26 protein-coding genes and 1 riboswitch are annotated in these 25,781 nt (G+C 69.3%); of the genes, 7 read left to right on the forward strand and 19 right to left on the reverse strand.

What is annotated here, in order from left to right; translation table 11 throughout:
• Positions 1-35: 35 nt before the first annotated feature.
• The 3 genes from KYX17_RS24900 to KYX17_RS24910 are packed head-to-tail and all read right to left on the reverse strand — an operon-like array spanning position 36 to position 3,236.
• A complete protein-coding gene (locus KYX17_RS24900; protein WP_243230827.1) occupies positions 36-1,391 on the reverse strand; it encodes an ABC transporter substrate-binding protein in 1,356 nt (451 codons plus the stop codon).
• 36 nt (positions 1,392-1,427) lie between these two features.
• On the reverse strand, positions 1,428-2,318 hold the full coding sequence (locus KYX17_RS24905) for a carbohydrate ABC transporter permease (RefSeq protein WP_243230828.1): 891 nt from the start codon (positions 2,316-2,318) through the stop codon (positions 1,428-1,430).
• On the reverse strand, positions 2,319-3,236 hold the full coding sequence (locus tag KYX17_RS24910; RefSeq protein WP_243230829.1) for a carbohydrate ABC transporter permease: 918 nt from the start codon (positions 3,234-3,236) through the stop codon (positions 2,319-2,321).
• 159 nt (positions 3,237-3,395) lie between these two features.
• Between KYX17_RS24910 and KYX17_RS24915 the strand changes: the two genes are divergently transcribed.
• Complete coding sequence (locus KYX17_RS24915) at positions 3,396-4,379, forward strand: LacI family DNA-binding transcriptional regulator (RefSeq protein WP_243230906.1); 984 nt, start codon at positions 3,396-3,398, stop codon at positions 4,377-4,379.
• Between the two features lie 345 nt (positions 4,380-4,724).
• Here the strand turns inward: KYX17_RS24915 and KYX17_RS24920 are convergent, their stop codons facing one another.
• The 7 genes from KYX17_RS24920 to KYX17_RS24950 all read right to left on the reverse strand — a co-directional run bounded on the left by KYX17_RS24920 (position 4,725) and on the right by KYX17_RS24950 (position 10,528).
• Complete coding sequence (locus KYX17_RS24920; RefSeq protein ID WP_243230830.1) at positions 4,725-5,078, reverse strand: Fe-S protein; 354 nt, start codon at positions 5,076-5,078, stop codon at positions 4,725-4,727.
• Positions 5,079-5,141: 63 nt separating this feature from the next.
• Positions 5,142-5,618 carry a 6,7-dimethyl-8-ribityllumazine synthase gene (gene ribH / locus KYX17_RS24925; protein ID WP_243230835.1) on the reverse strand — a complete coding sequence of 159 codons (477 nt, stop codon included), beginning with the start codon at positions 5,616-5,618 and terminating at the stop codon, positions 5,142-5,144.
• Entirely contained in the window at positions 5,615-6,892 is a 1,278-nt protein-coding gene (gene ribA / locus KYX17_RS24930) for a GTP cyclohydrolase II (protein ID WP_243230837.1), read from the reverse strand. Before ribA ends, ribH begins: the two co-directional genes overlap by 4 nt.
• The gene (locus KYX17_RS24935; protein ID WP_243230839.1) at positions 6,889-7,518 is read right to left on the reverse strand and encodes a riboflavin synthase; all 630 of its coding nucleotides are present in this window, start codon (positions 7,516-7,518) and stop codon (positions 6,889-6,891) included. The genes ribA and KYX17_RS24935 overlap by 4 nt, the downstream gene beginning before the upstream one ends.
• The gene (ribD, locus tag KYX17_RS24940) at positions 7,518-8,558 is read right to left on the reverse strand and encodes a bifunctional diaminohydroxyphosphoribosylaminopyrimidine deaminase/5-amino-6-(5-phosphoribosylamino)uracil reductase RibD (RefSeq protein WP_243230842.1); all 1,041 of its coding nucleotides are present in this window, start codon (positions 8,556-8,558) and stop codon (positions 7,518-7,520) included. The genes KYX17_RS24935 and ribD overlap by 1 nt, the downstream gene beginning before the upstream one ends.
• 50 nt (positions 8,559-8,608) lie before the next feature.
• Positions 8,609-8,751: riboswitch (FMN riboswitch) on the reverse strand.
• A gap of 56 nt (positions 8,752-8,807) precedes the next feature.
• Positions 8,808-9,671, reverse strand: a complete 864-nt coding sequence (locus KYX17_RS24945; protein WP_243230843.1) for an Fpg/Nei family DNA glycosylase — start codon at positions 9,669-9,671, stop codon at positions 8,808-8,810.
• A gap of 290 nt (positions 9,672-9,961) precedes the next feature.
• Positions 9,962-10,528, reverse strand: a complete 567-nt coding sequence (locus KYX17_RS24950; protein WP_243230845.1) for a GNAT family N-acetyltransferase — start codon at positions 10,526-10,528, stop codon at positions 9,962-9,964.
• 408 nt (positions 10,529-10,936) lie between these two features.
• On the opposite strand from KYX17_RS24950, the gene mfd reads away from it, so the two are divergent.
• Together mfd and KYX17_RS24960 are read left to right on the forward strand one after the other, a co-directional pair.
• Positions 10,937-14,503, forward strand: a complete 3,567-nt coding sequence (mfd, locus tag KYX17_RS24955) for a transcription-repair coupling factor (RefSeq protein ID WP_243230847.1) — start codon at positions 10,937-10,939, stop codon at positions 14,501-14,503.
• Positions 14,504-14,564: 61 nt separating this feature from the next.
• Positions 14,565-15,161 carry a gamma carbonic anhydrase family protein gene (locus tag KYX17_RS24960; RefSeq protein ID WP_243230852.1) on the forward strand — a complete coding sequence of 199 codons (597 nt, stop codon included), beginning with the start codon at positions 14,565-14,567 and terminating at the stop codon, positions 15,159-15,161.
• A gap of 18 nt (positions 15,162-15,179) precedes the next feature.
• Here KYX17_RS24960 and KYX17_RS24965 read toward each other — a convergent pair whose 3' ends face one another.
• The 5 genes from KYX17_RS24965 to KYX17_RS24985 form a co-directional block, all read right to left on the reverse strand.
• On the reverse strand, positions 15,180-15,560 hold the full coding sequence (locus KYX17_RS24965; RefSeq protein WP_243230853.1) for a hypothetical protein: 381 nt from the start codon (positions 15,558-15,560) through the stop codon (positions 15,180-15,182).
• A gap of 16 nt (positions 15,561-15,576) precedes the next feature.
• Complete coding sequence (locus KYX17_RS24970; protein ID WP_243230854.1) at positions 15,577-15,846, reverse strand: hypothetical protein; 270 nt, start codon at positions 15,844-15,846, stop codon at positions 15,577-15,579.
• Positions 15,843-16,082: a hypothetical protein gene (locus KYX17_RS24975; protein WP_243230856.1), complete on the reverse strand. Its 240-nt coding sequence runs from the start codon at positions 16,080-16,082 to the stop codon at positions 15,843-15,845. The genes KYX17_RS24970 and KYX17_RS24975 overlap by 4 nt, the downstream gene beginning before the upstream one ends.
• A 94-nt stretch (positions 16,083-16,176) precedes the next feature.
• Positions 16,177-17,064, reverse strand: coding sequence for an arginase family protein (locus KYX17_RS24980; RefSeq protein ID WP_243230857.1), 888 nt, complete (start codon positions 17,062-17,064; stop codon positions 16,177-16,179).
• A gap of 1 nt (position 17,065) precedes the next feature.
• The gene (locus KYX17_RS24985; protein ID WP_243230859.1) at positions 17,066-18,343 is read right to left on the reverse strand and encodes a DUF445 domain-containing protein; all 1,278 of its coding nucleotides are present in this window, start codon (positions 18,341-18,343) and stop codon (positions 17,066-17,068) included.
• Between the two features lie 51 nt (positions 18,344-18,394).
• Here KYX17_RS24985 and KYX17_RS24990 point away from each other — a divergent pair, with 51 nt between their 5' ends.
• Positions 18,395-18,667, forward strand: a complete 273-nt coding sequence (locus tag KYX17_RS24990) for a metal-sensitive transcriptional regulator (protein ID WP_243230861.1) — start codon at positions 18,395-18,397, stop codon at positions 18,665-18,667.
• Between the two features lie 3 nt (positions 18,668-18,670).
• Here the strand turns inward: KYX17_RS24990 and KYX17_RS24995 are convergent, their stop codons facing one another.
• Genes KYX17_RS24995 through KYX17_RS25010 form a run of 4 tightly spaced genes read right to left on the reverse strand, consistent with a single transcriptional unit; the run spans position 18,671 to position 22,768 of the window.
• Entirely contained in the window at positions 18,671-19,861 is a 1,191-nt protein-coding gene (locus KYX17_RS24995) for an acyl-CoA dehydrogenase family protein (RefSeq protein ID WP_243230863.1), read from the reverse strand.
• Entirely contained in the window at positions 19,858-20,613 is a 756-nt protein-coding gene (locus KYX17_RS25000) for an alpha/beta fold hydrolase (protein WP_243230864.1), read from the reverse strand. Before KYX17_RS25000 ends, KYX17_RS24995 begins: the two co-directional genes overlap by 4 nt.
• Before the next feature lie 50 nt (positions 20,614-20,663).
• Positions 20,664-21,560, reverse strand: coding sequence for a sugar kinase (locus tag KYX17_RS25005; RefSeq protein WP_243230866.1), 897 nt, complete (start codon positions 21,558-21,560; stop codon positions 20,664-20,666).
• Entirely contained in the window at positions 21,557-22,768 is a 1,212-nt protein-coding gene (locus KYX17_RS25010; protein WP_243230868.1) for an MFS transporter, read from the reverse strand. The genes KYX17_RS25005 and KYX17_RS25010 overlap by 4 nt, the downstream gene beginning before the upstream one ends.
• Positions 22,769-23,136: 368 nt before the next feature.
• Here KYX17_RS25010 and nrdH point away from each other — a divergent pair, with 368 nt between their 5' ends.
• The 3 genes from nrdH to nrdE form a co-directional block, all read left to right on the forward strand.
• Entirely contained in the window at positions 23,137-23,370 is a 234-nt protein-coding gene (gene nrdH, locus KYX17_RS25015) for a glutaredoxin-like protein NrdH (RefSeq protein ID WP_120228032.1), read from the forward strand.
• Positions 23,371-23,388: 18 nt separating this feature from the next.
• Complete coding sequence (gene nrdI / locus KYX17_RS25020; protein ID WP_243230877.1) at positions 23,389-23,823, forward strand: class Ib ribonucleoside-diphosphate reductase assembly flavoprotein NrdI; 435 nt, start codon at positions 23,389-23,391, stop codon at positions 23,821-23,823.
• Positions 23,820-25,781 (forward strand): class 1b ribonucleoside-diphosphate reductase subunit alpha (gene nrdE / locus KYX17_RS25025; protein ID WP_308220945.1); only part of this gene is annotated, 1,962 nt, incomplete at its 3' end. The genes nrdI and nrdE, both read left to right, overlap by 4 nt.

Here is a 25,781-nt window from a genome sequence, read left to right on the forward strand (position 1 = left end):
GGGTGCGCTGCGCGCGCACCCCGGCCCGATGGTGCTTACTTGTTGACGGCGAAGCCCTGCTCGTTGCCGTACTGGACGAGGGCGTCCTGCCACGCGGTCAGGCCGTCGTTCAGGTCGGTGCCGTTCTGGTAGGCCTGTCCGACGGTGTCGCCGAAGATGCTGTTGGCGTACACCTGGTAGGGCAGGTAGCTCCAGCCCTCGACGACGTCATCGGCCGCGGCGGCGAGCACCTCGTTGATCTTCTGGCCGCCGAAGTACTCCGGCGCGTCGGCGAGGAACTCCTCGTCGCTCAGGTTCGCGGTGGTGGACGGGAAGCCGCCGGACTCCAGGAAGATGTCGACGCTCTCCTCGCTGTTGTTCAGCCACCACAGGAAGCCGGCCGCCAGCTCGGGGTTCTCGCTCTGCTTCGTCACGGCCTGACCGCCGCCGCCGTTCTCGGCGCTCGCCGGCTCGCCGTCATAGGTCGGCATCGGGGCGACGCGCCAGTCGCCGGCACCGTCGGGCGCGCCGGAGATGAGGTTGCCGGGCATCCAGGCGCCGATCACGAGCGTCGCGATGCTGCCGTCGCCCAGACCGCGGAACCACTCGTCGCTCCAGCTCGAGGTCGGGGCGACCAGGCCCTCCTCGACGAGGCGGTTCCAGTTCTCGGTCCAGCGGACCGAGCCCTCGTCCTGCAGGTCGATGGTCACGTCGGTGCCGCTGGTCTGGAACGGCTGCCCGCCGGCCTGCCAGATCATGCTCGTCGCGAAGCCGGCGTCGCCGATGTCGTTCGTGATGTACGCGTTCGGGTCGGCGGCGTGGATGGCCTTCGCGGCCTCGTAGTACTCGTCCCACGTGGTCGGAACCGCCAGGCCCAGCTCGTCGAACACGGCCTTGTTGTAGAACAGCGCCATGGGGCCCGAGTCCTGCGGCAGACCGTAGATCGCGTCGCCGTCGGTGACGGAGTTCCAGGTGGATGCCGTGTAGTCGTCCTCGAACTCGCCGAACCCGTACGCGGACAGGTCGACGAACGCGTCCGTGAGCGCGAACTGCGGGAAGGCGTAGTACTCGATCTGCACGACGTCGGGCGCTCCGGAGCCGGCCTTGATCGCGTTCTGGAGCTTGGTGTACTCGTCGTTGTTGGTGCCCGCGTTGACGAGGTTCACCGTGACGTTCGGGTACTCCTTCTCGAACGCGGCGACCTGCGCCTCGGCGGAGGGCGTCCACGACCAGTACGTGATCTCGCCGCCGGCTTCCAGGGCGGCTTCGACCGACGCGAACGAGCCGTCGCCGGTGCCGCCTGCGCTGTCATCGCCGCCGGCGCTGCAGCCGGCCAGCGCGAGGGCGGCGACGGTTCCGGCGCCGATGGCCAGGAGGGTCCGCCGTGCGGCGGGGGAGGGAAGGTGCTTCATCGCTGTTTCCTTTCAGGGTGGTGCAGGGGTGGGAGGTTACTGCTTGACGCTTCCGGCCGTCAGGCCGGACTGCCAGAAGCGCTGCAGCAGGAGGAAGGCGATCACGATCGGGATGATCGTGATCAGAGAGCCCATGATCACGAGGTTGTAGATCGGCTGCGATCCCGCGCCGATCGCCTGAGCGCTCCACTGGTTCAGCCCGACCGTGAGCGGATACCAGGCCGGGTCGGAGAGCATGATCAGGGGCAGGAAATAGTTGTTCCACGTCGCGACGACGGTGAACAGCGCCACCGTCACGATGCCGGGAGCGAGCAGGCGGATCGAGATCGTGAAGAACGTCCGGAACTCGCCGGCGCCGTCGATGCGGGCGGCCTCCAGCAGCTCGGTCGGCACCGACTCCGAGGCGAACACCCAGATCAGGTACAACCCGAAGGGACTGATCAGCGACGGGATGATCACGGCCCACGGGGTGTTGGTGAGGCCGAGCTCGCTGAAGAGCAGGAAGGTGGGGACCGCCAGAGCCGTCCCGGGTACCGCGACCGCGCCGAGGACGACCGCGAACACCGCGCGGCGGCCGGGGAAGCGGTACTTCGCCAGGCCGTACCCGGCCATCGTGGCCAGCAGCGTCGCGCCGCCGGCGCCGATGACGACGTACAGCAGCGTGTTGCCCAGCCAGCGCAGGAAGATGCCGTCGCGGTAGGTGAACGTCTCCACCAGGTTGTCCACGAACGCGAAGTCGTCCGCGAACCACAGGCCGAACGAGCTGAACAGGCCGGACTGGGTCTTGGTCGAGGCGAACAGCAGCCACACCAGCGGGATGAGCGTGTAGAGGGCGTACACGATCATGACGATCAGCAGGGTCTTGGACTTCCGCGGGTTCAGCGGGTCCTTCGACCGGCGGGCGTCGCGGGCGAGGGGGAGTGCCATCTAGCGCACCTCCGGGTTCGAGCCGCGCAGCTGCACGACGTAGGCGATCACGGCCGTGATGACGCCCATGATGATCGCGATGGTGGCCGAGTAGTTGAACTGCTGCCCGGCGAACGACAGGTTGTAGGCGTACATGTTCGGCGTGTAGTACGTCGTGATGACGTTGGGAGCCAGCGGGCGCAGGATGTTCGGCTCGTTGAACAGCTGGAAGCTGCCGATGATCGAGAAGATCGTCGCGATCACGAGGGCTCCGCGCACCGAGGGGATCTTGATCGAGAAGATCGTCCGCCACGCGCCGGCGCCATCCAGCGACGCGGCCTCGTACATCTCGGTCGGGATGGTCTTGAGCGAGGAGTAGAAGATCAGCATGTTGTAGCCGACGAACTCCCACGTCACGATGTTGCCGATCGAGACGAGCATCCACTCCTTCGCGAACGGCGTGATCGCGTCGATGCCGAGGAAGTCGTTGATGTTCGCGGTGAGCCCGAACTGGTCGCCGTAGATGTAGCCCCACATGAGCACCGCCACGACCGCGGGGACCGCGTAGGGCAGGAAGATCAGGATGCGGAAGAACGAGGCTCCGCGCAGGCGCGCGCTGTCCAGGGCGAGGGCGGCGGCGAGGGCGAGGGCGAGCATGATCGGCACCTGGATCACCAGGAAGATCGCCACGCGTCCGAAGGCCTCCCAGAACTGCGGGTCGGTCAGGGCGCGCACGTAGTTGTCGAAGCCGACGAAGGCGGTCCCTCCGACGAGCTTGTCCTGGAAGAAGCTCAGGTACAGCGAATAGAGCAGGGGCGTGAGGAACACCAGGGCGAACACGACCATGAACGGGCCCACGAAGGCCCATCCCTTCCAGTCGCGTCGTTCGCGGCGGGGAGCGCCGGTGGCCGCTGGCGCTGCGGCGAGCTGTGTCGTCATCGACGAACCTTCTTCAGTCGGCGGCGCGAGGTGCGCCGGTATGTCAACGTCAACATATGCGATCCGATGCTAGTGTGTCAACGTCAACACATGAACGGATGGGTGATCGTGTCCCAGGAGCCATCGGCAGAGTCGCCGCAGCGCCGTCGTGAACCGTCGATGGAGGACGTCGCGCGCGAAGCGGGCGTCTCAGGGCAGACGGTGTCGCGGGTCGTGAACGCCCGAGGGTACGTCGGCGCGGCCACACGAACTCGCGTGGAGGCGGCCATGCAGCGGTTGGGCTATCGGCCCAACAGCGCGGCGCGCGCCCTGCGCTCTGGGCGGTTCCGCGCGATCGGCGTCGTGATGTTCTCGTTCAGCTCCTACGGCAATCAGCGCACGCTCGACGCGATCGCGGTGCGGGCGGCGCAGGCCGGATACGCCCTGACGCTGATCCCGGTGGAGTCCAACGCCTCCGAGACTGTGGCCGGCGCCTTCCGCCGGCTCGAGGAGCATGCCGTCGACGGCATCGTGATCGTCATCGAGGCGCACCAGCTCGATGAGTCCGACGTCGAGATCCCGTCCGGCGTCCCGGTCGTCTTCGTCGACTCGAGTCGAGCGGGTTCTCGTCCGTTCGTCGACACCGACCAGGCGCAGGGCGCTCGCCTCGCGACCGAGCATCTGCTCGATCTCGGGCACGAGACCGTCTGGCACGTCGCCGGTCCCGCTCGGTCCTACTCGGCCGAGCGACGGCGACAGTCCTGGCACGACACGCTCCAGGACCGCGGATGCCTCGTGCCCGAGGCGCTCGTGGGGGACTGGTCCGCCGAATCGGGGTATCGCGCCGGTGTGCGGCTGCGCGACGAACCAGAGGTGACGGCGGTGTTCGCGGCGAACGACCAGATGGCGATTGGCGTGCTGCGGGCGTTCCGCGAGATCGGCAGGGATGTCCCCGGGGACGTGAGCATCGTCGGCTTCGACGGGCTGCCGGATGCCGCGCAGCTGTGGCCACCGCTGACGACCGTCCAGCAGCATCCCGAGCGGGTGGGCGCGGCCGCCGTCGACCTGCTGCTCGCCGAGCTGGGCGGCGACGCCCCCGCGCCCGTGCCGCTGATCGGCACCGAGCTCGTGATCCGCGAGAGCACGGCTCCGCCGCGCCGTTGAGCGAGCCCGCGCCACCTCGTTCGTTGAGCGAGCCGACCCCCACCTCGTTCGTCGAACGAGCCCACCCCACCTGTTCGTTGAGCGAGCGGAGCGAGTCGAAACGCGGTGCCCAACCGCCTGGCCCATTTCGACTCGCGCGCGCTGCGCGCGGGCTCGCTCAACGAGCGGGGATGGCTGATCGGGCCGACCTCTTCTCGTTCGTTGAGCGAGCCGCCTTCCCTCGTTCGTTGAGCGAGCGGAGCGAGTCGAAACGCGGTTCCCGGCCGCCTGGCCCGTTTCGACTCGCGCGCGCTGCGCGCGGGCTCGCTCAACGAGCGGGGATGGTTGCGGTTCCCGCGGGCGGGGTCAGCGCCAGAGCAGACCCATGCCGGCGTTCGCGAGGGTCAGCACGCCGACGAGCCAGAACACCGCGGGCGGGACGGCCTCTCCGCGCTTCTGACGCGCGGAACCGATGCCGAGCATGGCGCCGATCGCGAGCAGCACGACGAGCTTCACGCCGATCTTGACGTAGTTGAGGTCGTACGAGATGCCCCACGGCGCGGCCAGCGCGAGTCCGGCGATACCGGCGATCGCGAGGCCCCAGTCCATGAGGCGCGTGAACTGACGCTTGCCGCCGAAGGCCTGGGCGGCCCAGGCTCCGAAGAGCACGGCGAAGCCGATGAGGTGGACGAACACGACGATCAGGCGCAGGGTCTCCATGACGCTCACCGTATGCCTCCTGGCGTCCTCGCGCCAGGTAGGTCTACCTGACCTGACCGGGCGTCAGGCGCGCAGCTGCTTCACCAGGACCGCCGTGCGGATCGCGGCATCCGCGGCCTCGGCACCCTTGTCCTCCTTCGAGCCCGGAAGACCGGCCCGCTCCAGACCCTGCTGCTCGTCGTCGAGAGTGAGCACCCCGAACCCGACGGGCTTGCCGGCGTCCAGCGACACCCGGGTCAGCCCGTCGGTGGTCGCCGCCGAGACGTACTCGAAGTGCGGTGTGCCGCCGCGGATGATGACGCCGAGGGCGACCACCGCGTCAGCTCCGCCGGCGAACGCCGCCTGTGCCGCGAGCGCCAGTTCGAAGGAGCCGGGAACCCGGACCAGCCGATGCGTGGCGTGCGCGGCGTTGAGCGTGCGCTCGGCACCCGCGATCAGGCCGTCCGTGATGGTGTCGTGCCAGGTGCCCGCGATGATGACGACGTTCAGCCCCGTCGCGTCGATCGGGGCCTGGGGGGTGGGAGCTCCTGCGCCGCTCATGCGTGGTGGTCCTTTCCGTTCGCGAGAGCCTCGGCGAGCTCCGCCTCTCCGATGATGTGTCCCATGCGGTCGCGCTTGGTCTCGAGGTACTGGTGGTTGTTCGGGCCGACGCCGACGATCAGCGGCACCTGCTCGACGACGTCCAGACCGAGTTCGCGCAGCTGGTTGACCTTGTCGGTGTTGTTGGTCAGCAGACGCACCTTCGAGATTCCGAGGTCGCTGAGGATGCCGGCGGCGGCCGCGTACTCGCGGGCGTCGGCGGGAAGCCCGAGCGCGAGGTTGGCGTCGACCGTGTCGAGGCCCTCCTCCTGCAGGCTGTAGGCCCGCAGCTTGTTGATCAGGCCGATGCCGCGCCCCTCATGGCCGCGCATGTAGATGACGACTCCGCCGTCCTGCTCGATCGCCTCCAGCGCGGCATCCAGCTGGGGCCCGCACTCGCACTTCAACGAGCCGAACGCCTCGCCGGTCAGGCACTCGGAGTGCACGCGCACGAGGGCGGTGTCGCCGGGCTCGCCCTTGACGACCGCGATGTGATCGGTGCCGGTGATCCGGTCCTTGTACGCCAGGAAGCGGAACGTGCCGTGCTCCGTCGGGACGGTGGCGTCCGCCCGCAGGCTCACCCGCCGCCTGCCGGTTCCGGATGCCGGGGCCGCAGGGTCCCGCGGATCCACCTCGTCCAGGTAGGCCACGAGCTGCTCGATCGTGATGACCGGAACGTCGTCGCGTGCGCCGAGCTCGATGAGTCCCGGAAGACGCATCATGCTGCCGTCCTCGGCGACGACCTCGGCGATCGCGCCGACCGGACGCAGGCCCGCGAGCTTCATGAGCTCGACGGCCGCCTCGGTGTGTCCGCTGCGCTCGCGCACACCGCCGTCGACGGCGCGCAGGGGCAGGATGTGACCGGGACGGATGATGCTCGTGGACGTCGACGAGGGGTCCGCCAGGACGTTCAGCGTGTGAGCGCGATCGTGGGCGCTGATGCCCGTGGTGACGCCCTCTGCGGCATCCACGCTGACCGTGTACGCGGTCGAGCGCGCGTCCTCGTTGGACTCCACCATCGGGGGGAGGTTCAACTGGTCGGCGAGGTCGGCGGGCATCGGAGCGCAGATGAACCCGGAGGACCAGCGCACCGTCCAGGCCACCCACTCGGGAGTGGCGAGCTCGGCGGAGAGGATGACGTCGCCCTCGTTCTCGCGGTTCTCATCGTCCGCGACGATGACGGGGCGGCCGGCGCGCAGGGCGTCGAGGGCCGCGGGGATGGTGGCAAGGCTCATCGCGAGCCTCCTTCCGGGTCAGCCCGGAACGCGAGCAGGCGCTCGACGTGGCGGGCGAGGATGTCCGTTTCGAGATTGACGACGTCGCCGACGACGCGGTGACCGAGGGTGGTCGCCGTGAGCGTCTCGGGAATGAGGGAGACCTCGAGCCAGGCGGCTTCGGCTCCGGGCTCGCTCACGGCGCTCACGGTCAGCGAGGTGCCGTCGATCGAGATCGAGCCCTTGTCGACCACGAGGGGCGCGAGATCCGCGGGCAGCGAGATCCGCAGCACGCTCCACTGGTCGCCGGGGCGCACCTCGGCGATCCGGCCGATCCCGTCCACGTGCCCCTGCACGATGTGGCCGCCCAGGCGCGCGCCGACCGGCATCGCCTTCTCGATGTTGACCCGGGTTCCGACGGATGCCGCGGCCAGTGCCGACACGTCGAGGGTCTGCTTCATGACGTCGGCGTCGAAGGTGTCCGGGGTCGAGTCGACCACGGTCAGGCACACGCCGGAGACGGCGATGGACTCTCCGTGCACGGCGTCGGCGGCGGCACCCGGCGCGCGCACCGTGAGCCGCCAGCCGTCTCCGGAGGGCGCGATCGCGGTGATCTCGCCGATCTCGGTGATGATTCCGGTGAACATCAGATTCCTTCTTCCTGGGCGATGTCCGTGTCGAGCGGGTGCGCGATGACGAGCAGGTCCGCGCCCAGCGGAACCCACTCGGACACCCGGAGCCTGCGGGCCTGCGTGATCGAGTCCACGCCGATGTCGGTCAGTGCGAGCCGGCCGCCGCCCAGCAGCACAGGGGCCACATAGGCGAGGATCTCGTCGGCGAGACCCGCGGCGACGAAGCCGCTCGCGAGCGTCGGCCCGCCCTCGACGAAGACCCGCTGCAGTCCTCGGGCGTGCAGATCGGCGAGGACGGCGTGCAGGTCGCGGGTCTCGAAGCGCAGCAGGTCATGCGGGTGGCGGTGCACCGCGGCATCCGCGGGAACGGGCCGTGAACCGATCACGACGGGAACCGGCTGGTCGGGGAGCAGCGCGCCGTCCGCCCGGGCCGTGAGGGCGGGGTCGTCCGCCAGCAGCGTGCCGGTGCCCACCACGATCGCGTCGGCCTGTGCGCGTCGACGGTGCACGTCCGCCCGGGCGTCCGGGCCGGTGATCCACTGACTGGTGCCGTCATCGGCCGCCGCTCGCCCGTCCAGGCTCTGCGCCCATTTGACCGTGACGTGCGGGCGGCCGAGACGCTGGGCGATCAGCCAGTCGCCGATGAGTGCGCGCGCCGCGTCGGCCTGCTCGCCGGCTTCGACGCTGACGCCGGCGGCGCGCAGCCGCTCGGCGCCGCCGCCGGAGACCGCGCCGGGGTCCTCCAGCGCGTAGACGACACGGCTCACGCCGGCTTCGATGAGAGCGAGCGCGCACGGACCCGTGCGGCCGGTGTGGTTGCAGGGCTCGAGGGTGACGACCGCCGTCGCCCCGCGGGCGGAGCCGGCCGGAAGCTTCGAGAGCGCGTCGACCTCGGCGTGCGCAGTGCCCGCGCCCCGGTGCCAGCCCTCGGCGAGGACCTCGCCCTCGGATGAGAGCACGACGGCCCCGACCTGCGGGTTCTGCCCGCGCGGGCCACGGAGGGCGAGCTCGAGGGCGCGAGTCATCGCCCGGCTCTCGGCCTCGGTCACTGCCATCCGTCGTCCTTCGTGAAGGCTCCAGGGGTGGCGGAATGCGCGCGTGCGCGCATCGTGCTGCCTCCCATCCGGACTAGCGAGGTCTCCCTCGCATCACCGTCGGTTCCGGAGTTCCACCGGATCGGCGTCCTCTGAAGGACGTTCGCGGACTGTCACCGCCGGTTCGGATTCTCACCGACCCCGGAGCACGTTGATGCTCTGAGTGTACTCAACGCATCTGAAGGGATTTCATTCCGTGTCGGGCGGCCGTCACTTCAGCAACCGTGAGAGGCGGCGGTCGGCGAGCACCTTGCCGCCGGTCTGGCAGGTCGGGCAGTACTCCAGCGATCGATCGGCGAAGAAGACGCTGCGGACGGTGTCCCCGCACACGGGGCACGCCTCATCGCGCCGTGCGTGCACCCGGAAGCCGGCGCGTTTGGCGTCCTTGAGATCGGCAGGCGGCTTGCCGGAGGCGTCGGCCACGGCATCCCGCAGCGTGTCCTGCATCGCCGCGAACAGCCGGTCGATCTCGGCGTCCTCGAGCGTGCCGGCGATCGCATAGGGAGACATCCGCGCGGCGTGCAGGATCTCGTCCGAGTACGCGTTGCCGATGCCCGCGATCACCCCCTGATCGCGCAGGAGCCCCTTGATCTGCGTCCGCCTGCCTGCGAGCAGGCCGGCGAGGACGTCTCGCGTGAAGGCCTCCTCGAGCGGATCCGGTCCGAGCCTCGCGATGCCGGGGACCTGCTGGGGATCGCGGACGACGTACACGGCGAGCGACTTCTTCGTCCCCGCCTCGGTGAGATCGAATCCGCTGCCGTCGTCGAGGGCGACGCGCAGGGCGATCGGCGACTTCCCGGGCTTGATGAGCGTCGTCGGCAGCTCGTCGTACCAGCGCAGCCAGCCCGCCTTCGCGAGGTGGAAGACGAGATGCAGATCGTCGCCGCAGGTGAGATCGACGAACTTCCCGTGCCGCGCCGCGCCTGTGATCGTCGTGCCGTGCAGGGCGGTGTTCGGCGGATCGAACGTCTTCAGCGCCGCGATCGCGCCGACGCTGGTGCGCAGGATCGCATGGCCGACGGCGCGCTCGCCGAGAAAGTCGACGAGACCCTGGACCTCCGGCATCTCGGGCATGAGGCCATCCTGTCACCGGCATCCGACATCGTCACCCCCGTCCTCCTCCGTCGGGCATCGTCTCCCGTTCCGCCTGCCGACTGTTCACCCCTCCAGACGCCCGAACTTCCGGATGGCACGGATGCGCCCGCGGCGTGTCGACCTGCGGGGGCACCAACACGCCGGCACCAGAGTGTCGCGACCGGAAGTCGGCGTACCGTGCGGGCGGTCCCAGGGCGGGTCGGCGCCCCGGACGGGGTCAGACGGATGGTCGCACCGGGGACAACATGCGGCCGGTGCGCCGGGACGGATCAGTCCAGCACGGGCCAGGCCACCGGCGTCCGGTCGTCCGTCGCCAGCAATCCGGCGAACCAGCCGTCGTCGCGACCGCGGGGACTGGTCAGTGCGAGCCGCTGGAATCCCTCGTAGTGGAAACCGAGCGACCGCGCCGTCCGCGCCGACGGCACGTTGCCGGCCACGGCGCGCCAGCCCAGGCGCACCATCCCGCGATCGGCGAACGCCCAGTCGACGACCGCGCGGGCGGCTTCGGAGAGGTATCCGCGTCCACGGGAATCGGCGACCATCCAGAACCCGATCTCGGCGTCCGTTCCCGCCGGGTGGGCGTTCACGTTGTGCAGGCCGATCATCCCGACCAGCACATCGTCGGCGCGGATGCCCCAGACGAACTCGCCCTCCTCGGCCCAGCCCTTCGCGACGATGCCGATGAAGTCCTCGGCGTGCTCGCGGGTGTAGGGGCTGGGAACGGTGGTCCACCGTGGGATCTCCGGATCCTGGCACGCCTGGGCGATCGCATCGATGTCGGATGCCGTCGGAGCGCGCAGCCCGAGGCGGTCGGTGGTGAGGATCGCGGGTTCCATCCCGGCATCCTATGCGGATCGCGGATCCTGTCCCGGACCCGGACCCAGACCCGGTCTTGTCGTCAACAGACCCTGTCTTGCTGGCGCCAGACCCCGTCTTGTTGTCGACACCCCGCCTTGATCACGTGAATCAGGAGAGGTCTCGACAACAACGAGAGGTCTCCGGGCGCGGGAGAGGCGCGGGACCCGTGTCGTCATCGCCGATCCGGTGGTGCCGTCGTGAGACCCCGTCGTGTCGTCACGAGACCCCGTCTTGTTGGCGCCAGACCCCGTCTTGTTTTCGAAACCCCGCTCTACTCACGTGATCAACGAGAGGTCTCGACAATGAGGAGAGGTCTCCGGGGACGGGTCTCCGGGACCGGGACCTGACGACAGTCCAGTGTCGGAGGGGCGGCGTAGGCTTGTCCGGTGACTGTTCCGGGGATTCTGCGCGCCTTGGAAGAGGCGTCTCTGTACCGCGATGCCCTCACCTGGGCGCAGACCGACGCCGATCTGGGTCTGGTCGACGGACTCGACGCCCCGGCGCTGGCCGGGCTGCTGGACCGGCGTGCGCGTGCCGGGCATCCGGCGGCGCTGCTCGTCATCGCACCGACCGGCCGCCGAGCGGAGTCGCTGGCACAGGCGCTGACCTCGTATCTCCCGGATGCCGAGATCCTCGACTTCCCCGCCTGGGAGACGCTGCCGCACGAGCGGCTGAGCCCGAGCCCGGACACCGTCGGCCGACGCCTGGACACATTGCGGCGCATCACCACCTGGAGCGGCGAGAGGCCGCTCGTCGTCTCGGCCTCGGTGCGCGCCGCACTGCAGCCGATCGCCGGCAACCTTGGCGACGCGGCGCCGCTCGAACTCGTCACGGGCGCGCGCGGAATCGAACTCGAGCAGGCCGTGGAGCAGCTCGTCGAGCGGGCGTACACGCGCGTGGACATGGTGTCGCGACGCGGGGAGTTCGCGGTCCGCGGCGGCATCCTGGACGTCTTCCCCGCCGTCAGCGAGCATCCGTACCGCGTGGAGTTCTTCGGGGACGAGGTCGACCAGATCCGCGCCTTCTCGGTCGCCGATCAGCGCTCGCTGCCCGGCGACGTCGAGCGCGTCGACCTGCCCGCCAGCCGCGAGCTGCTGCTGACCGCCGATGTGCGCGAGCGCGCCAGGGCGCTCGTCGGCGCGTTCCCCGCGATCGCCGGGATGCTGGAGAAGATGGCCGAGGGCATCCCGGTCGAGGGCATGGAGTCGCTGCTCCCCGCCGTCGCCGGCCCCCTCCAGTCGCTCGCCGAGTACCTCCCGAAGGGATCCGCGATCGCGCTGGTCGACCCCGAGCGCTCCGCGGCGCGCGCGCAGAACCTCGGGGAGACCAACCGCGAGTTCCTCGACGCCGCATGGAGCGCGGCGACCTCCGGCGCGTCGGCGCCGATCGACCTCGGGGCGGGGGACTTCCTCACCGTCGCGCAGCTGCGCGAGATCGTCGCGGAGCGCGACGGCGTCTTCTGGCGGCTCAGCCCGTTCGCGACGGACGACACCGATGCCGAGAACATCGACGCGTCGATCATCCCGTCCTTCCACGGCAACGTCGACGGAGCGATCGCGTTCGTCGAGGCGCGCGTGACCGACGGCTGGCGCGTCGTCGTCATCGCCTCGGGGCAGGGGCTGGTGGAGCGCGCCCTCGACGTGCTCGGCGACCGCGGCGTCGCCGCCCGCATCCTCGAGGATGTCGTCGACGAGCCGGCTCCGGGCGTCGTGACGCTCGTGACCGGGGCGGTGGAGAGCGGATTCCAGGTGCCGGAGGCGCGGCTCGCCGTCCTCACCGACAACGAGTTCTACGGCCGCACGATCGGCGGCGACCAGCGCGTGGTCAAGAAGCTCGCGTCGCGTCGCAAGAACGTCGTCGACCCGCTTCAGCTCAAGCAGGGCGACTACGTCGTGCACTCCACCCACGGCATCGCGCGCTTCGTCGAGATGACCCAGCGCGAGGTGTCCACGGGAGGGCGCAACGCGGCGAAGACGACGCGCGACTACCTCGTGCTCGAGTACGCGCCGTCCAAGCGCGGCTACCCGGGCGACAAGCTGTACGTCCCGACGGATCAGCTCGACCTGCTGTCGAAGTACGTCGGCGGAGAGGCGCCGGTGCTGTCGAAGATGGGCGGCAGCGACTGGTCGGCCGCGAAGGGCAGGGCCCGCAAGGCGGTGCGCGACATCGCCGTCGAGCTCGTGAAGCTGTACTCCGCGCGGATGTCGGCCAAGGGACACGCGTTCGGTCCGGACACGCCCTGGCAGCGCGAGCTCGAGGAGGCGTTCCCGTTCGCCGAGACGCAGGATCAGCTCCAGACGATCGACGAGATCAAGGCCGACATGGAGCGGCCGATCCCGATGGACCGGCTGCTGTCGGGCGACGTCGGCTTCGGCAAGACGGAGGTCGCGGTCCGCGCCGCGTTCAAGGCGATCCAGGACGGCAAGCAGGTCGCGATGCTCGTCCCCACGACCCTGCTCGTGAAGCAGCACCTCGAGACGTTCACCGAGCGCTTCGCCGGATTCCCTGTCAAGGTGCGCCCGCTCTCGCGCTTCCAGACCGACAAGGAGGCTCGACTCACGCTGCAGGGACTTCTGGACGGATCCGTCGACATGGTCATCGGGACGCATCGCATCCTGACCGACCAGGTGATGTTCAAGGACCTGGGCCTCATGATCATCGACGAGGAGCAGCGCTTCGGCGTCGAGCACAAGGACGCGCTGAAGAAGATGAAGACGAACGTCGACATCCTCGCCATGAGCGCCACCCCGATCCCGCGGACGCTCGAGATGGCGGTGACCGGCATCCGGGAGATGTCGACGCTCGCGACACCGCCGGAGGACCGGCATCCGATCCTCTCCTTCGTCGGCGCCCGCAGCGACAAGCAGATCGCCGCCGCGATCCGCCGTGAGATCCTCCGTGAGGGTCAGGTGTTCTTCGTCCACAACCGCGTGCAGTCGATCCAGCGCGTCGCGAGCGAGATCGCAGAGCTCGTGCCCGAGGCGCGCATCGCGGTCGCGCACGGCAAGATGGGCGAGCATCAGCTCGAACAGGTCGTCGACGACTTCTGGGAGCGCAAGTACGACGTGCTGGTGTCGACCACGATCATCGAGACGGGCCTGGACATCTCCAACGCCAACACGATCATCATCGACCGCGCGGACAAGTACGGGCTCAGTCAGCTGCATCAGCTGCGCGGTCGCGTCGGACGCGGCCGCGAGCGCGCATACGCGTACTTCCTCTACGACGACGGCAAGGAGCTCAGCGAGACCGCCGCCGACCGGCTGCAGACCATCGCGATAAACAACGACCTCGGTTCGGGCATGCAGGTCGCCCTGAAGGACCTCGAGCTGCGCGGTGCGGGCAACCTGCTGGGGGCGGAGCAGGCCGGTCACATCGCCGGCGTCGGTTTCGACCTGTATCTGCGCATGATCGGCGAGGCCGTCGCGACGTTCCGCGGGGAGGAGACCGAGACCGGCGCCGAGCTGCGGATGGAGCTGCCGGTCGACGCCCGCATCCCCGAGACCTACATCGACAGCGAGCGACTGCGGCTCGAGGCGTACCAGAAGCTGTCGGCGGCCTCGGCGGCGACCGCCAAGGACGACGCGATCGACCTGGTGCGCGAGGAGCTGGTGGACCGGTACGGCACGCCTCCCGAAGAGGTCGAGGGCCTCTTCGCGATCGCCCGCCTGCGTCGCCGCGCCGCCAAGGCCGGACTCACGGACGTCGTGGCGATGGGCTCGAACCTGCGGCTGGCGCCGGCGCGGCTGGAGGAGTCGATCAAGGTCCGGCTGCAGCGGCTGTATCCGAAGTCGAAGCTCGTCGGCGGGGGAGAGGCCCTGGTCGTGCCGATGCCGCTGGTCCCTGCGGCGGTCGGGGTCGGCATGGAACCGCCCGCGGACGACGCGCTGCTGGAGTGGGTCGCGCAGCTGTTCACCGCGATCTTCCCGGAACCGGTCGCCGCGGCATCCTGAAGGGCTGCGTCATCGCCGGATCCCCGCGCGCGGGCTCTCGGGCCGGAGTACGCTGACCGGCATGCTGTACGAGCACCTCGGATCCCGTCCCCGCATCGACGGCACGGCCGTCATCGCGCCCACCGCCGTCATCTCGGGGGACGTGACGATCGGTCCCGACTGCCAGGTGCTGCACGGCGCCGTGATCACCGCCGAGGGCGGGCCCATCACGCTCGGCGAGAACGTCATCGTGATGGAGAACGCGATCGTCCGCGCCAGCTCGGCCAACCCTGTCCATGTCGGCGATCACGTGCTGATCGGTCCTGGCGCCTCGGTGTCCGGCGCCACGATCGGCGATGAGGTGTTCCTCGCCACCGGCACGCGCGTGTTCAACGGCGCCCACATCGGCGACCGCGCCGACGTGCGCGTGAACGCGGTCGTGCACCTGCGCACGACCCTCCCGGAGGACGCCGTCGTTCCGATCGGCTGGGTCGCGGTCGGCGATCCGCTGCGCGTGCTGCCGCCGGACCGCCACGACGAGATCGCCGAGGCGCAGCAGGAGCTCGACTTCCCCGGTTACGTCTTCGGCGTCGACCGCGACACGCCGGATGTCATGGTGCAGCTGACGGAGCGGTACGCGCGGTCGCTGGCGCGCCACGCGGACGACGCCCCCGCCTGATCCACGTGCGGAACCCGATCACACGCGTGGAACCGTCGACCACTCGATCAGCACGCACGCCAGGAGTCCCAGCAGCGCCACGGCGGCCATCACGAGCATCAGGACGGCCAGCACCCTCAGGCGTTGGACGCGGTCGGCGATGAGGAACCGCGCCGCGACGAGCGCGGCGTACAGCACGACCATCAGCACCGCCGTCGTCCACGCCACCACGGCCGAGGGGCCGGGGTCGACCAGGATCAGCACGAGCGGCACGGCGCACGCGAGCGCGAAGCCGCCGGCCACGACGATCCAGATCGTGCCGTCCGAGGACCGCAGTGCCGGCTGGTTGCGCACCAGCGTGGGATCCGTCGCCGAGCGTCGTCGCGCCCGGTGAGCCGGCTGGTGCGCCCTGTCGTCCATCCGCAGTTCCGAACCGCTAGACGCGGTCGACGAGCTGCGCCTCGCCCTGCAGACGTGCGCAGTGCGCGCAGCAGAAGATCTCGGCGTCCGCCTCGACGCCGTGCCCGATGATGCGGCACCCGCAGTGCGCACAGGTCGGCGCCATCGCCTGGATCGCGCATTCGAAGCTGTCGAACGTGCCGACGCGATCGCCGCGCGCGACCGTGAACACCTTGTCGTAGACGTTCCCGCAGGTGTCGCAGGTCGCCGTCAGGGTGCCCGTCTCCGACGTGCCGCTGATGGTCATGATCCGGCCTCGTCCTCCTCCTCGAGGCGCTCGAGCAGCATCTTCTTGCCCTGCTCGCCGGCTTTGAGGCTGTTGTGCTGGATCTTGCGGAACCAGTCCGCGAGCTCCGTGTCGCCGGCACGGTCCGCGTCCTCGGCATAGGTCTGCATGGTCCAGGCGTTGCGCAACGACGCCTCCAGCACCGCGACGAGGTTGTAGTTCTTGTCTTTCATCGCCGATTCGGGTGCGCTGGTCATGGTGCTCTCCTTCGTTCGGGGACACCAGGATGCCGCGGCGTACGGCGGTCGTCGAAGGGGGTGGCGTCCTCCGGGACGGAGGCGTACCCTCACCTCATCGCGCGGCGAGTCCCGCGAGCAGTTCCAGCACGCACAGTGCTGCCAGACGCACGGTCCGGCCGTCCTCGGCATCCGCCGTCGCGTCGACCTCCGCGATGTCGGCGCTCACGACTCTGGCATCCGACGCCACGGCCCTGGTCAGGGCGCGCAGCTCCCACGCGGCCAGGCCACCGGGGACGCTCGCCGGACAGCCGGGAGCGACCGATCGATCGCACACGTCGACGTCGATGTCGAGGTGGATGCGCGCCGCGGCATCCGCTCCGGCGACGGAAAGCGCTTCGGCGACCACGTCGTCGATCGTCCGCCGGCGCAGCTCGTCCAGCGTGATCACCCGGATGCCCCAGTCCGCGGCGCGCCGTGCGTAGGCCGCCGAGTTCGCGAAGTCCGCGATGCCGATCTGCACGATGCGTCGCGGATCGATGCGCTCGCCGTCCGGAGCGTCCTGCACGAGCCGGCGCACGGGCGATCCGTTCGAGACCCCGTCGCGCAGATCGAAGTGCGCGTCGAAGGTGATCAGGCCGGTCGCACCGGCTCCGCGGGCGACGGGGTAGGTGACGGAGTTGTCGCCGCCGAGTGCGACGACGAACGCCGGCTCCAGCGCGCGCACGCGCGCCACGACACCCTCGATGTCGGTGTCCGCGTCCGCGACGTCGCCGGCGTCGGCGATCCTCAGGGCATCCGCCAGGTCGACGAGCGGAGGTCCCATGACCGTCGTGCTGAAGCGCCGCAGCGCCTCGCGGATCGCGGCAGGCGTGGCATGCGCGCCCGTGGGTGACAACGAGGTCCGCCAGGCCGGGATGCCGAGGAGCACGGCGTCCGAGGCGTCGTCGGGGGCAGGCCAGGAACCGGCTCGGGGCCAGAGCGGATCGTGCGAGAGCGCCATGTCAGACTCCGGGGATCAGGTTGTGGGCGATGGTGAAGATGAGAAGGCCGGCGAGGGCTCCGACGACCGTGCCGTTCAGGCGGATGTACTGCAGGTCGCGGCCGACCATGAGCTCGATCTTCTCGGTCGTCTCCGCCGGATCCCAGCGCTCGACCGTGTCGGTGATGATGGACGCGATGTCGTGGCGGTAGCGGTCCACGAGGAACACCGCGGCATCCGTGATCCAGGAGTCCACTCGGCGCTGCAGGGATTCCTCCGTGGTCAGCCGTTCGCCGATCTCCCGCACCGCCTGGGCCGCGCGCACGCGCAGCCCGCTCTGCGGGTCGGCGAGCGAGGTCAGCAGTCCCGCCTTGGCGGTGTGCCACGCCTCGGCCGCGAGCGCCGCGACGCGCGGGCTGTCGAACAGGGCCGTCTTGGCGTTCTCCAGCTTGGCTCTGGTGGCCTCGTCGTGCTGCAGCCCTTCGGCGAGACGCGCGAGGTAGCCGTCGATCGCGATCCGTGCGGGATGCCGGGGGTCGGCCTGTACGGCGCCCACGAACCGCACCGCTTCGTGGTACACCGTGTCGTCGACGAAGCGGTGCGCCAGCTTCGGCACCCAGGACGGCAGACGGCGCGAGACCAGTCCTGAGAACGACTCGGCGTTGGTGTCGAGCCACGTCGCGATGCTGTCCACAGCCAGATCGACCGCGCCATGGTGGGCGTCGGTCTCCACGATGCGCTGCAGCCAGACGCCGGCAGGCGTCCCCCAGTCCGGCTCGATGAGGTGCTCCCGGGCGAGGTCGCCGATGAGGTCGCGCACGTCGTCGTCGCTCAGGGCACCCAGCACGGCGGACGCGACGGTCGCGCCCTCCGCCGCGACGCGGTCGGCGTGCGCCGGCACCCGCAGCCATTCGCCCGCTCTGGCGGCGATGCGGGTGCGCGAGAGCTTCTCCCTCACGACGTCCGCGGCGAGGAAGTTCGTCTCCACGAACTCGCCGAGCGTGCGTCCGATCTCGTCCTTGCGGGTGGGGATGATCGCCGTGTGCGGGATCGGCAGGCCCAGTGGGCGGCGGAACAGGGCGGTGACGGCGAACCAGTCCGCGAGGGCTCCGACCATGCCGCCCTCGGCCGCCGCTCGGACGTACGCGAGCCAGGTGTAGCGCTCCTGAAGCCAGAACGCGAGGACGAAGGCCACGGCCATGGCGATCAGGGCGCCGAGGGCGACCGCCTTCATCCGGCGCAGTGCGATCAGCCGGTCGCGATCGGCCGGGGAGAGCAGAGCGACGGGAGTGCGCGACATGTCGTCATCCTCCCACGCCGGTGCCCCGGTGCACGCGAGTACCCTCGAAGGGTGATCGAAGACATCAAGAAGCGCGCCCTGCATCGCACGAGCATCCTCGAGGGGCAGCTGCGCGGCGTCGCGCGGATGATCGAGAGCGAGGAGTACTGCATGGACATCATCACCCAGTCCCGGGCGATCCAGAAGTCCCTTGAGTCCCTGAATCGTCTGCTGCTGGAGAACCACCTGCGCACGCACGTGACGCACATGTTCGAGCACGGCGGCGACCAGCGCGACCAGGCGGTCACCGAGCTCCTGAAGGCGTTCGACTTCGACCGCCGGTGACGGTCAGTCCTCCAGAGGCCCCAGCCACGCCGTGGCGGCCGTGGCGTGCGCCGACTCCGGATCGGACGGGTGGAACGCCCCCGCGATCACATCCCGATAGAGCCGCGACAGCTCATGGGAGGAGAAGTACGCTCCGCCGCCGGCGGTGAGGATCGCGTCATCGACGACGCGCTTGGCCATCGAGACGGCCCGGTGCTTGACGCCCGAGAGCAGCGTGAACCAGCGCCCGCCATGGTCGGCGAGCGCGTCGACGTCGCGGGCGAGAGCGGCGATCTGCGGGGGCAGCGCGTCGTAGGCGAGGCCCATGTCGGCGATCCGCCAGCGGATGTCGGGGTCCTGGCTGTACGTCGTGCCGGTCTTCTTCGATCGGCGCCGCTGCACGGTCTCGACGGCGAGGTCGAGCGCGCGCCGGGCGATGCCGGTGTAGACGGCGGCGAGCAGGATCTCGAACACGCTGAAGATGCCGAACACGATCGGGTCGGGGTTCGGGCCGGGATCGATCCGGCGCACGACGTGCTCCGGGCGCGCGACGGCGCCATTCAGCCGCGTGGTCCTGCTCTGCGTCGCACGCATGCCGAGCGTGTCCCAGTCGTCGCTCGTGACGACGGCATCCGTGCGGTCGACGAACGCGAACACGAGCTTCGGGGCGTCGGGAGACGTGGTGTCCAGCCCGTGCAGTCCGAGCTTCGTCCACACCGGAGCGAGCGAGGTGAAGATCTTCGTGCCGGTGAACGAGTAGCCCCCGTCCTGGCGGGGTGAGGCGTCCGTTTCGCTGCCGAACAGGACCAGATCGTTGCCGCCCTCGCTGATGCCGAAGGCGAACACCTCTCCGGAGACGGCGCCGTCCTGGACGAACTCGAGCCCGGTGACGCCGCGGTCGCTGAAGACCTTGGCGACACCGGTCCACACCAGGTGCATGTTGATCGCGAGCGCCGTGGCGGGCGCGGCCGACGCCAGTCGCTGCTGCAGGATCGCGGCCTGTTCGAGTCCGAGGCCCGCGCCTCCGCGTTCGGCCGGCACGAGGATGCGGAGATAGCCGGCTTCGCGCAGCTCGTCGAGATCCTGCTGCGGGAAGGTGTTCTCGCGGTCGTGGATCGGTGCGCGTTCCCGGATGCGCTCGAGCAGGTCGTCGGGGAGGTGGACAGCCGGATCGATTTCCGATCGGCCATCAGCCGGTCGCGCGGTGGTGGTCATGAGAGCGCCTCCAGGATCTGCTTCATGGTCTCCTCCGGCCTGTCGCGGTGCGGTGAGTGGCCGGCTCCCGAGACGACGGACATCGAGATGCGGGGATTGCCGGCCAGGACGGACTCGGCCGTGTCGCCGGTGAAGAGGCTGTAGACCTCCGGATCCGCGCCGATCACATGCGTCGGGACCTCCAGTCGGGCGGCGGCTTCGCGCACGTCCCAGGTCTGGTTCTGGGCGCTGGTCTGGGCGACCGCCCAGGCGCTGGCCCTGGCCACGGCGTCGATCTTCAGCTCGAGGTCCTGCTCGTGCCAGTGCGGATGCTCTTCGCGGACGGCTTCGAGCCGGTTGTCGGCGAAGGCGCGTTCCTGGCTGCGTCGGACGATGCTCGCGTCCCTCCCGTCGACGAGGATGGCCGGGTCGATGAGCAGAAGCCTCTTCGTCCAGGAGGCGTCGGACGCGGCGGCCACGGTGCCGGCGGCGCCTCCCAGGGAGTGGCCGATGACGGCATCCCAGGATGCGCGATGTCGAGGCCGCGTGGCGGCGAGGTCCTCGGCGTACGCGGCCACGGTGTAGTCCAGCGTCCGGGGTGCGTCGCCGTGGCCCCGCAGATCGACCGCCACCGCTCGCCACCCGGCGTTCGCCAGCGCGTCGCCGATGCGCCACATGAGCGCCCCGGAGGAGCCGAGGCCGTGCACGAGCAGGGCGGTCTTCGCGGAATCCGGTGCGCCCCAGGTCAGCCGGGGCAGAATCACAGCAGCCACGGGATCAGCCTACTGATCCGTCCCGATGCCTCGGCCGTCGTTCGGCCGGGTCAGGACAGGGGCGGCATGTCCGCGGCGATGGTCAGCACGCGCGCAGCCGCCGCATGCCCGGCGGACAGGCGCTCGGCGAGGGGCAGGTCCTCGAGGGTCGCGGCGAGGAACCCGGACGCGAAGGCGTCACCGGCCCCGACCGGCTCGACGACCTCGACGACGGGAGCGGGCACGAACACCGGCTCGGCGTCGCCGGCGAACGCGGTCGCGCCGATGTCGCCGTCCTTGACGACCAGAAGGGGGCAGTTCGGAAGGAACGCCCGGATCGCCGTCGCCGTGGCGGTTCCCCAGATGCGTTCGGCCTCGTCGCGGCCGACGAACGCGATGTCCGCGGCATCCGCGAGGCGGGCGAGGGCGGACGCGGCATCCTCGAGAGACCACAGGGCGCGACGGTCGTTGACGTCGAAGGACACCAGGGCTCCCGCGGCGCGCGCGTCCGCGTACAGGCGGTCGACCATGTCGCGGCAGGACACGGACAGCGCGGGCGTGATCCCGGTCGTGTGCACGATGCGCACGCCGGACAGACGCTCGGTCGACAGCATCCCCGCCGCCATGCCGGACGCCGCCGAGCCGCGCCGGTAGTAGCGGACCGAGGATCCCTCGGCGGCCGGGTCCTTGAACATCACCCCGGTCGGGGCCTGCGGATCGCGCTCGACCCACAGACCGACGCCGCGCCGCTCGAGTTCGTCCACGATCCGGGTGCCGAGCGGGTCGTCACCGACCCGAGAGGCCCACACGGCGCGGTGCCCGGCCGCCGCGAGACCGGCGGCGACGTTGGATTCGGCCCCGGCGAGCCCGAGGGACGCTTCGGATGCCGCGGAGAGGGGGCCGTCGGTCGGGGTGACGAGGATCATCGTCTCGCCGATGCAGACGACCTCGGCGGGTGCAGTGCTCATGAAGGGGTGACCGCCACGGGTTCGGTGTCGGGAAAGGGACTCGGGTCGCGGTGCCGCAGGTCGGGGAAGGCCCGGACGAACACGACCGCGACGACCACACCGACGATAGCGAACAGCACGGCCGCGAGGTACGCGCCGCGGGCGCCGCCGGTGCTGTCGACGAGGAAGCCCGCGATCGCCGAACCGGCTGCCGCTCCGATCAGCTGACCGGTCCCTGCCCATCCGAAGGCCTCGGCGGTCTCGCTGAACTTGACGCTGGCCGTGGTGATCGCGAACAGCACGGCCAGTGCGGGTGCGATGCCGATGCCGGCGATCAGCAGAGTGCCGCCCAGCCAGAACACGTTGAGCGAGACCATCGTCAGGGCGAGGCCGATCGTGACGATGACGAGCCGGCGCGCCATGGCCCACGGGCCGATCGGGATGTGGCCCATGGACAGGCCGCCTGCGAGGCTGCCGACGGCGAAGACCGCCAGGACGACACCCGCCTCGATGCTGCCGTGCTCGAAGGTCGCCACGACGCCGACCTCGACGGCCGAGCAGGCGCCGATCAGGAGGAACCCGATCACGGTCGCCAGCAGTACCGGCGGCTTCAGCACGACCCGTCCGAAGGCGCGCCGGCTGCGCGGGATGCGGACCCGGCCGACCTCGGGGGAGAGGATGAACCAGCCGCAGCCGACGACGAGGAGGGCCGCCACGAGCAGCAGTCCCTCGGTCGTGCCGATCTGCGTGGACACGAGCGTGATGACCACCGGTGCGAGGATCCAGATGATCTCCTGCAGCGAGGCGTCCAGGGAGAACAGCGGCGTCAGCTGCGAGGAGTTGACGAGCTTGGGATAGATCGTGCGGACGGCCGACTGGATCGGCGGGGTGGCGAGACCGGCGACGAGGCCGAAGAACATGTATCCGGGAAGGATCAGCGGCAGCAGCGCGACGCAGAGGAACGCCGCCACGCAGACCGTCGTGGTGAGGGTGAGGACGCGGCGCATGCCCCAGGCGCCCATCCAGCGGCTCGTCACCGGCCCGGCGACGGCCTGCCCGACGGAGGTCGCGGCGAGGACGAGTCCTGCGGCGCCGTACGACCCGGTCTGCTGCTCGACGTGCAGCAGGATCGCCAGGGACGCCATGCCGTTGGGGAAGCGTGCGGTCAGCTGCGCCGCGATCATGCGCCCCACACCAGGGGTGCGAAGAAGGTCCCGATATCCCGCCACGAGACAACGGTACCCGCCCTGCCGCGGCGGTTCGGAGCGGTCGGATGCCGCGACACGCCGCGACACGCCGAAGCGGTCTCTCCACAGGAAATCCGATGTCCGGACCCCGGCGTAGCGTGCCGCCTGTGGATGGATCCGCTCCGGGGGTTCGCGAGCCGCGATTTGACGCGCTTCGCAGGCCTTCGAGAAAGTTCGCCGGCTGTGGATGAAACGGTGGAGAACCTGTGTTGTATCAGTGGAGAGCGGTGGAAAACTACACGGATGTAACTACTATCCCTTGTGGTCGGTCCGAATGTCCGTCCCTATATGTAGTATTGAACTCCCGGCGGGGGGTCTGCCGGCAAAACAGGATTCTGAGGGGAAGCGATATGTCGATCACGGTCTACACCAAGCCTTCGTGCGTGCAGTGCAACGCCACCTACCGGGCGCTGGACGCCAAGGGCATCGAGTACGAGATCCACGACCTCTCCGAGGACGCTGCGGCGCTCGAGCAGGTCAAGGCTCTCGGCTACATGCAGGCCCCGGTCGTCGTGACCGACGAGGGTCACTGGTCGGGCTTCCGTCCCGACAAGATCGACGAACTCGCCGCCCGTCTGGCGTGACCGAGAGGAGGTGACCGCATGAGCGCCGTCGCGACAGCAGCGCCGCTCCTGGTCTACTTCTCCAGCGTCTCCGGGAACACGGCGCGCTTCATCGAGAAGCTCGGTCTCCCGGCTCGCCGCATCCCCCTGCACCGCACCGACGAGGACCTCGTCGTGGACGAGCCGTTCGTGCTCGTCACCCCCACGTACGGGGGCGGTCAGGGGCGCGGGGAGGAGAAGGGCGCCGTACCCAAGCAGGTGATCCGGTTCCTCAACGACGAGCGCAACCGGCGACACATCCGCGGCGTGATCTCCGCGGGCAACACCAACTTCGGCGAGGCCTTCTGCCTCGCCGGCGACATCATCAGCCGCAAGTGCCACGTGCCTCACTTGTATCGGCTAGAGATCTTCGGCACACAGGACGATGTCGATCGCGTGACCGACGGATTGGAACGACGGTGGAAGCTTCAGTGACCGAGACGGTGGCCTTCAAGGAGAACCCCGCATTCGAGGGCCTCGACTACCACGCCCTCAACGCGATGCTCAACCTCTACGACGCGAACGGGAAGATCCAGTTCGACGCCGACAAGCGGGCGGCGCGGGAGTACTTCCTGCAGCACGTGAACCAGAACACGGTGTTCTTCCACTCGCTCAAGGAGCGTCTGGACTATCTCGTGGAGAAGGAGTACTACGAGGGCGCCGTCATCGAGAAGTACTCGTTCGACTTCATCCAGCGCCTCAACGATCTCGCCTACTCGAAGAAGTTCCGCTTCGAGACGTTCCTGGGCGCGTTCAAGTACTACACGAGCTACACACTGAAGACGTTCGACGGCAAGCGCTACCTCGAGCGCTTCGAGGACCGCGTCGTCATGACCGCGCTCGCCCTCGCCGACGGCGACGAGCAGGTCGCGATCGACCTCGTCGAGGAGATCATCTCCGGACGGTTCCAGCCGGCCACGCCGACCTTCCTCAATGCGGGCAAGGCCCAGCGCGGCGAGCTCGTCAGCTGCTTCCTGCTGCGCATCGAGGACAACATGGAGTCGATCGCCCGCGGCATCAACTCCGCCCTGCAGCTGTCCAAGCGCGGCGGCGGCGTCGCGCTGCTGCTGTCGAACATCCGCGAGTCGGGTGCGCCGATCAAGCAGATCGAGAACCAGTCCTCTGGCATCATCCCGGTGATGAAGCTCCTCGAAGACAGCTTCAGCTACGCCAACCAGCTCGGGGCCCGCCAGGGCGCCGGTGCCGTCTACCTCAACGCGCACCACCCCGACATCATGCGCTTCCTCGACACCAAGCGCGAGAACGCGGACGAGAAGATCCGCATCAAGACCCTGTCGCTCGGCGTGGTCGTGCCGGACATCACGTTCGAGCTCGCCAAGAACGACGAGGACATGTACCTCTTCTCGCCGTACGACGTCGAGAAGGTCTACGGGGTGCCGTTCGGCGACATCTCCGTGACCGAGAAGTACCGCGAGATGGTGGACGACCCGCGCATCAAGAAGACGAAGATCAACGCGCGCGAGTTCTTCCAGACGATCGCCGAGATCCAGTTCGAGTCGGGCTACCCGTACATCATGTTCGAGGACACGGTGAACAAGGCCAACCCGATCAAGGGCCGCATCAACATGTCCAACCTCTGCAGCGAGATCCTGCAGGTGAACACGCCGACCACGTACAACGAGGACCTCTCGTACGACCAGATCGGCAAAGACATCTCCTGCAACCTGGGTTCCATGAACATCGCGCTGGCGATGGACGGCGGCGACCTCGGCGCGACGGTCGAGACCGCCATCCGCGGTCTGACGGCGGTGAGCAACCAGAGCCACATCGCCTCGGTGCGCTCGATCGAGGACGGCAACGACCGTTCGCACGCGATCGGCCTGGGCCAGATGAACCTGCACGGGTACCTCGCCCGCGAGCACGTCTTCTACGGGTCCGAAGAGGGCATCGACTTCACGAACATCTACTTCTACACGGTGCTGTTCCACGCGCTGCGCGCCTCGAACAAGCTCGCGATCGAGCGCGGTGAGGCCTTCGACGGCTTCGAGGACTCCACCTACGCCTCGGGCGCCTTCTTCGACAAGTACATCGATCAGGCCTGGGAGCCGGCGACCGCCAAGGTCAAGGAGCTCTTCGCCGGTCACTTCGTCCCGACGCAGGCCGACTGGGTCGAGCTGAAGGAGTCCATCCAGAAGCACGGCATCTACAACCAGAACCTGCAGGCCGTGCCGCCGACCGGATCGATCTCGTACATCAACAACTCGACGTCCTCGATCCACCCGATCGCGTCGAAGATCGAGATCCGCAAGGAGGGCAAGCTCGGTCGCGTGTACTACCCGGCGGCGTTCATGACGAACGACAACCTGGAGTACTACCAGGACGCGTACGAGATCGGCTACGAGAAGGTCATCGACACCTATGCCGCGGCCACG

This window comes from Microbacterium sp. CIAB417 (genome assembly GCF_022788845.1).

Bases quoted from the DNA above. Each gene is read 5' to 3' on its own strand.
- KYX17_RS24985 (WP_243230859.1), bottom strand. From the start codon at position 18,343: ATGTCGCGCACTCCCGTCGCTCTGCTCTCCCCGGCCGATCGCGACCGG.
- KYX17_RS24995 (WP_243230863.1), bottom strand. From the start codon at position 19,861: ATGACCACCACCGCGCGACCGGCTGATGGCCGATCGGAAATCGATCCG.
- ribA (WP_243230837.1), bottom strand. From the start codon at position 6,892: ATGAGCCTTGCCACCATCCCCGCGGCCCTCGACGCCCTGCGCGCCGGC.
- ribH (WP_243230835.1), bottom strand. From the start codon at position 5,618: ATGAGCGGCGCAGGAGCTCCCACCCCCCAGGCCCCGATCGACGCGACG.
- KYX17_RS24920 (WP_243230830.1), bottom strand. From the start codon at position 5,078: ATGGAGACCCTGCGCCTGATCGTCGTGTTCGTCCACCTCATCGGCTTC.
- KYX17_RS24980 (WP_243230857.1), bottom strand. From the start codon at position 17,064: ATGGCGCTCTCGCACGATCCGCTCTGGCCCCGAGCCGGTTCCTGGCCT.
- KYX17_RS24945 (WP_243230843.1), bottom strand. From the start codon at position 9,671: ATGCCCGAGATGCCGGAGGTCCAGGGTCTCGTCGACTTTCTCGGCGAG.
- KYX17_RS24970 (WP_243230854.1), bottom strand. From the start codon at position 15,846: ATGACCATCAGCGGCACGTCGGAGACGGGCACCCTGACGGCGACCTGC.
- KYX17_RS24965 (WP_243230853.1), bottom strand. From the start codon at position 15,560: ATGGACGACAGGGCGCACCAGCCGGCTCACCGGGCGCGACGACGCTCG.
- ribD (WP_243230842.1), bottom strand. From the start codon at position 8,558: ATGGCAGTGACCGAGGCCGAGAGCCGGGCGATGACTCGCGCCCTCGAG.
- KYX17_RS24910 (WP_243230829.1), bottom strand. From the start codon at position 3,236: ATGACGACACAGCTCGCCGCAGCGCCAGCGGCCACCGGCGCTCCCCGC.
- KYX17_RS25005 (WP_243230866.1), bottom strand. From the start codon at position 21,560: ATGAGCACTGCACCCGCCGAGGTCGTCTGCATCGGCGAGACGATGATC.
- nrdH (WP_120228032.1), top strand. From the start codon at position 23,137: ATGTCGATCACGGTCTACACCAAGCCTTCGTGCGTGCAGTGCAACGCC.
- KYX17_RS24975 (WP_243230856.1), bottom strand. From the start codon at position 16,082: ATGACCAGCGCACCCGAATCGGCGATGAAAGACAAGAACTACAACCTC.
- KYX17_RS24905 (WP_243230828.1), bottom strand. From the start codon at position 2,318: ATGGCACTCCCCCTCGCCCGCGACGCCCGCCGGTCGAAGGACCCGCTG.
- KYX17_RS24950 (WP_243230845.1), bottom strand. From the start codon at position 10,528: ATGGAACCCGCGATCCTCACCACCGACCGCCTCGGGCTGCGCGCTCCG.
- nrdI (WP_243230877.1), top strand. From the start codon at position 23,389: ATGAGCGCCGTCGCGACAGCAGCGCCGCTCCTGGTCTACTTCTCCAGC.
- KYX17_RS24900 (WP_243230827.1), bottom strand. From the start codon at position 1,391: ATGAAGCACCTTCCCTCCCCCGCCGCACGGCGGACCCTCCTGGCCATC.
- KYX17_RS24915 (WP_243230906.1), top strand. From the start codon at position 3,396: ATGGAGGACGTCGCGCGCGAAGCGGGCGTCTCAGGGCAGACGGTGTCG.
- KYX17_RS24935 (WP_243230839.1), bottom strand. From the start codon at position 7,518: ATGTTCACCGGAATCATCACCGAGATCGGCGAGATCACCGCGATCGCG.
- KYX17_RS24960 (WP_243230852.1), top strand. From the start codon at position 14,565: ATGCTGTACGAGCACCTCGGATCCCGTCCCCGCATCGACGGCACGGCC.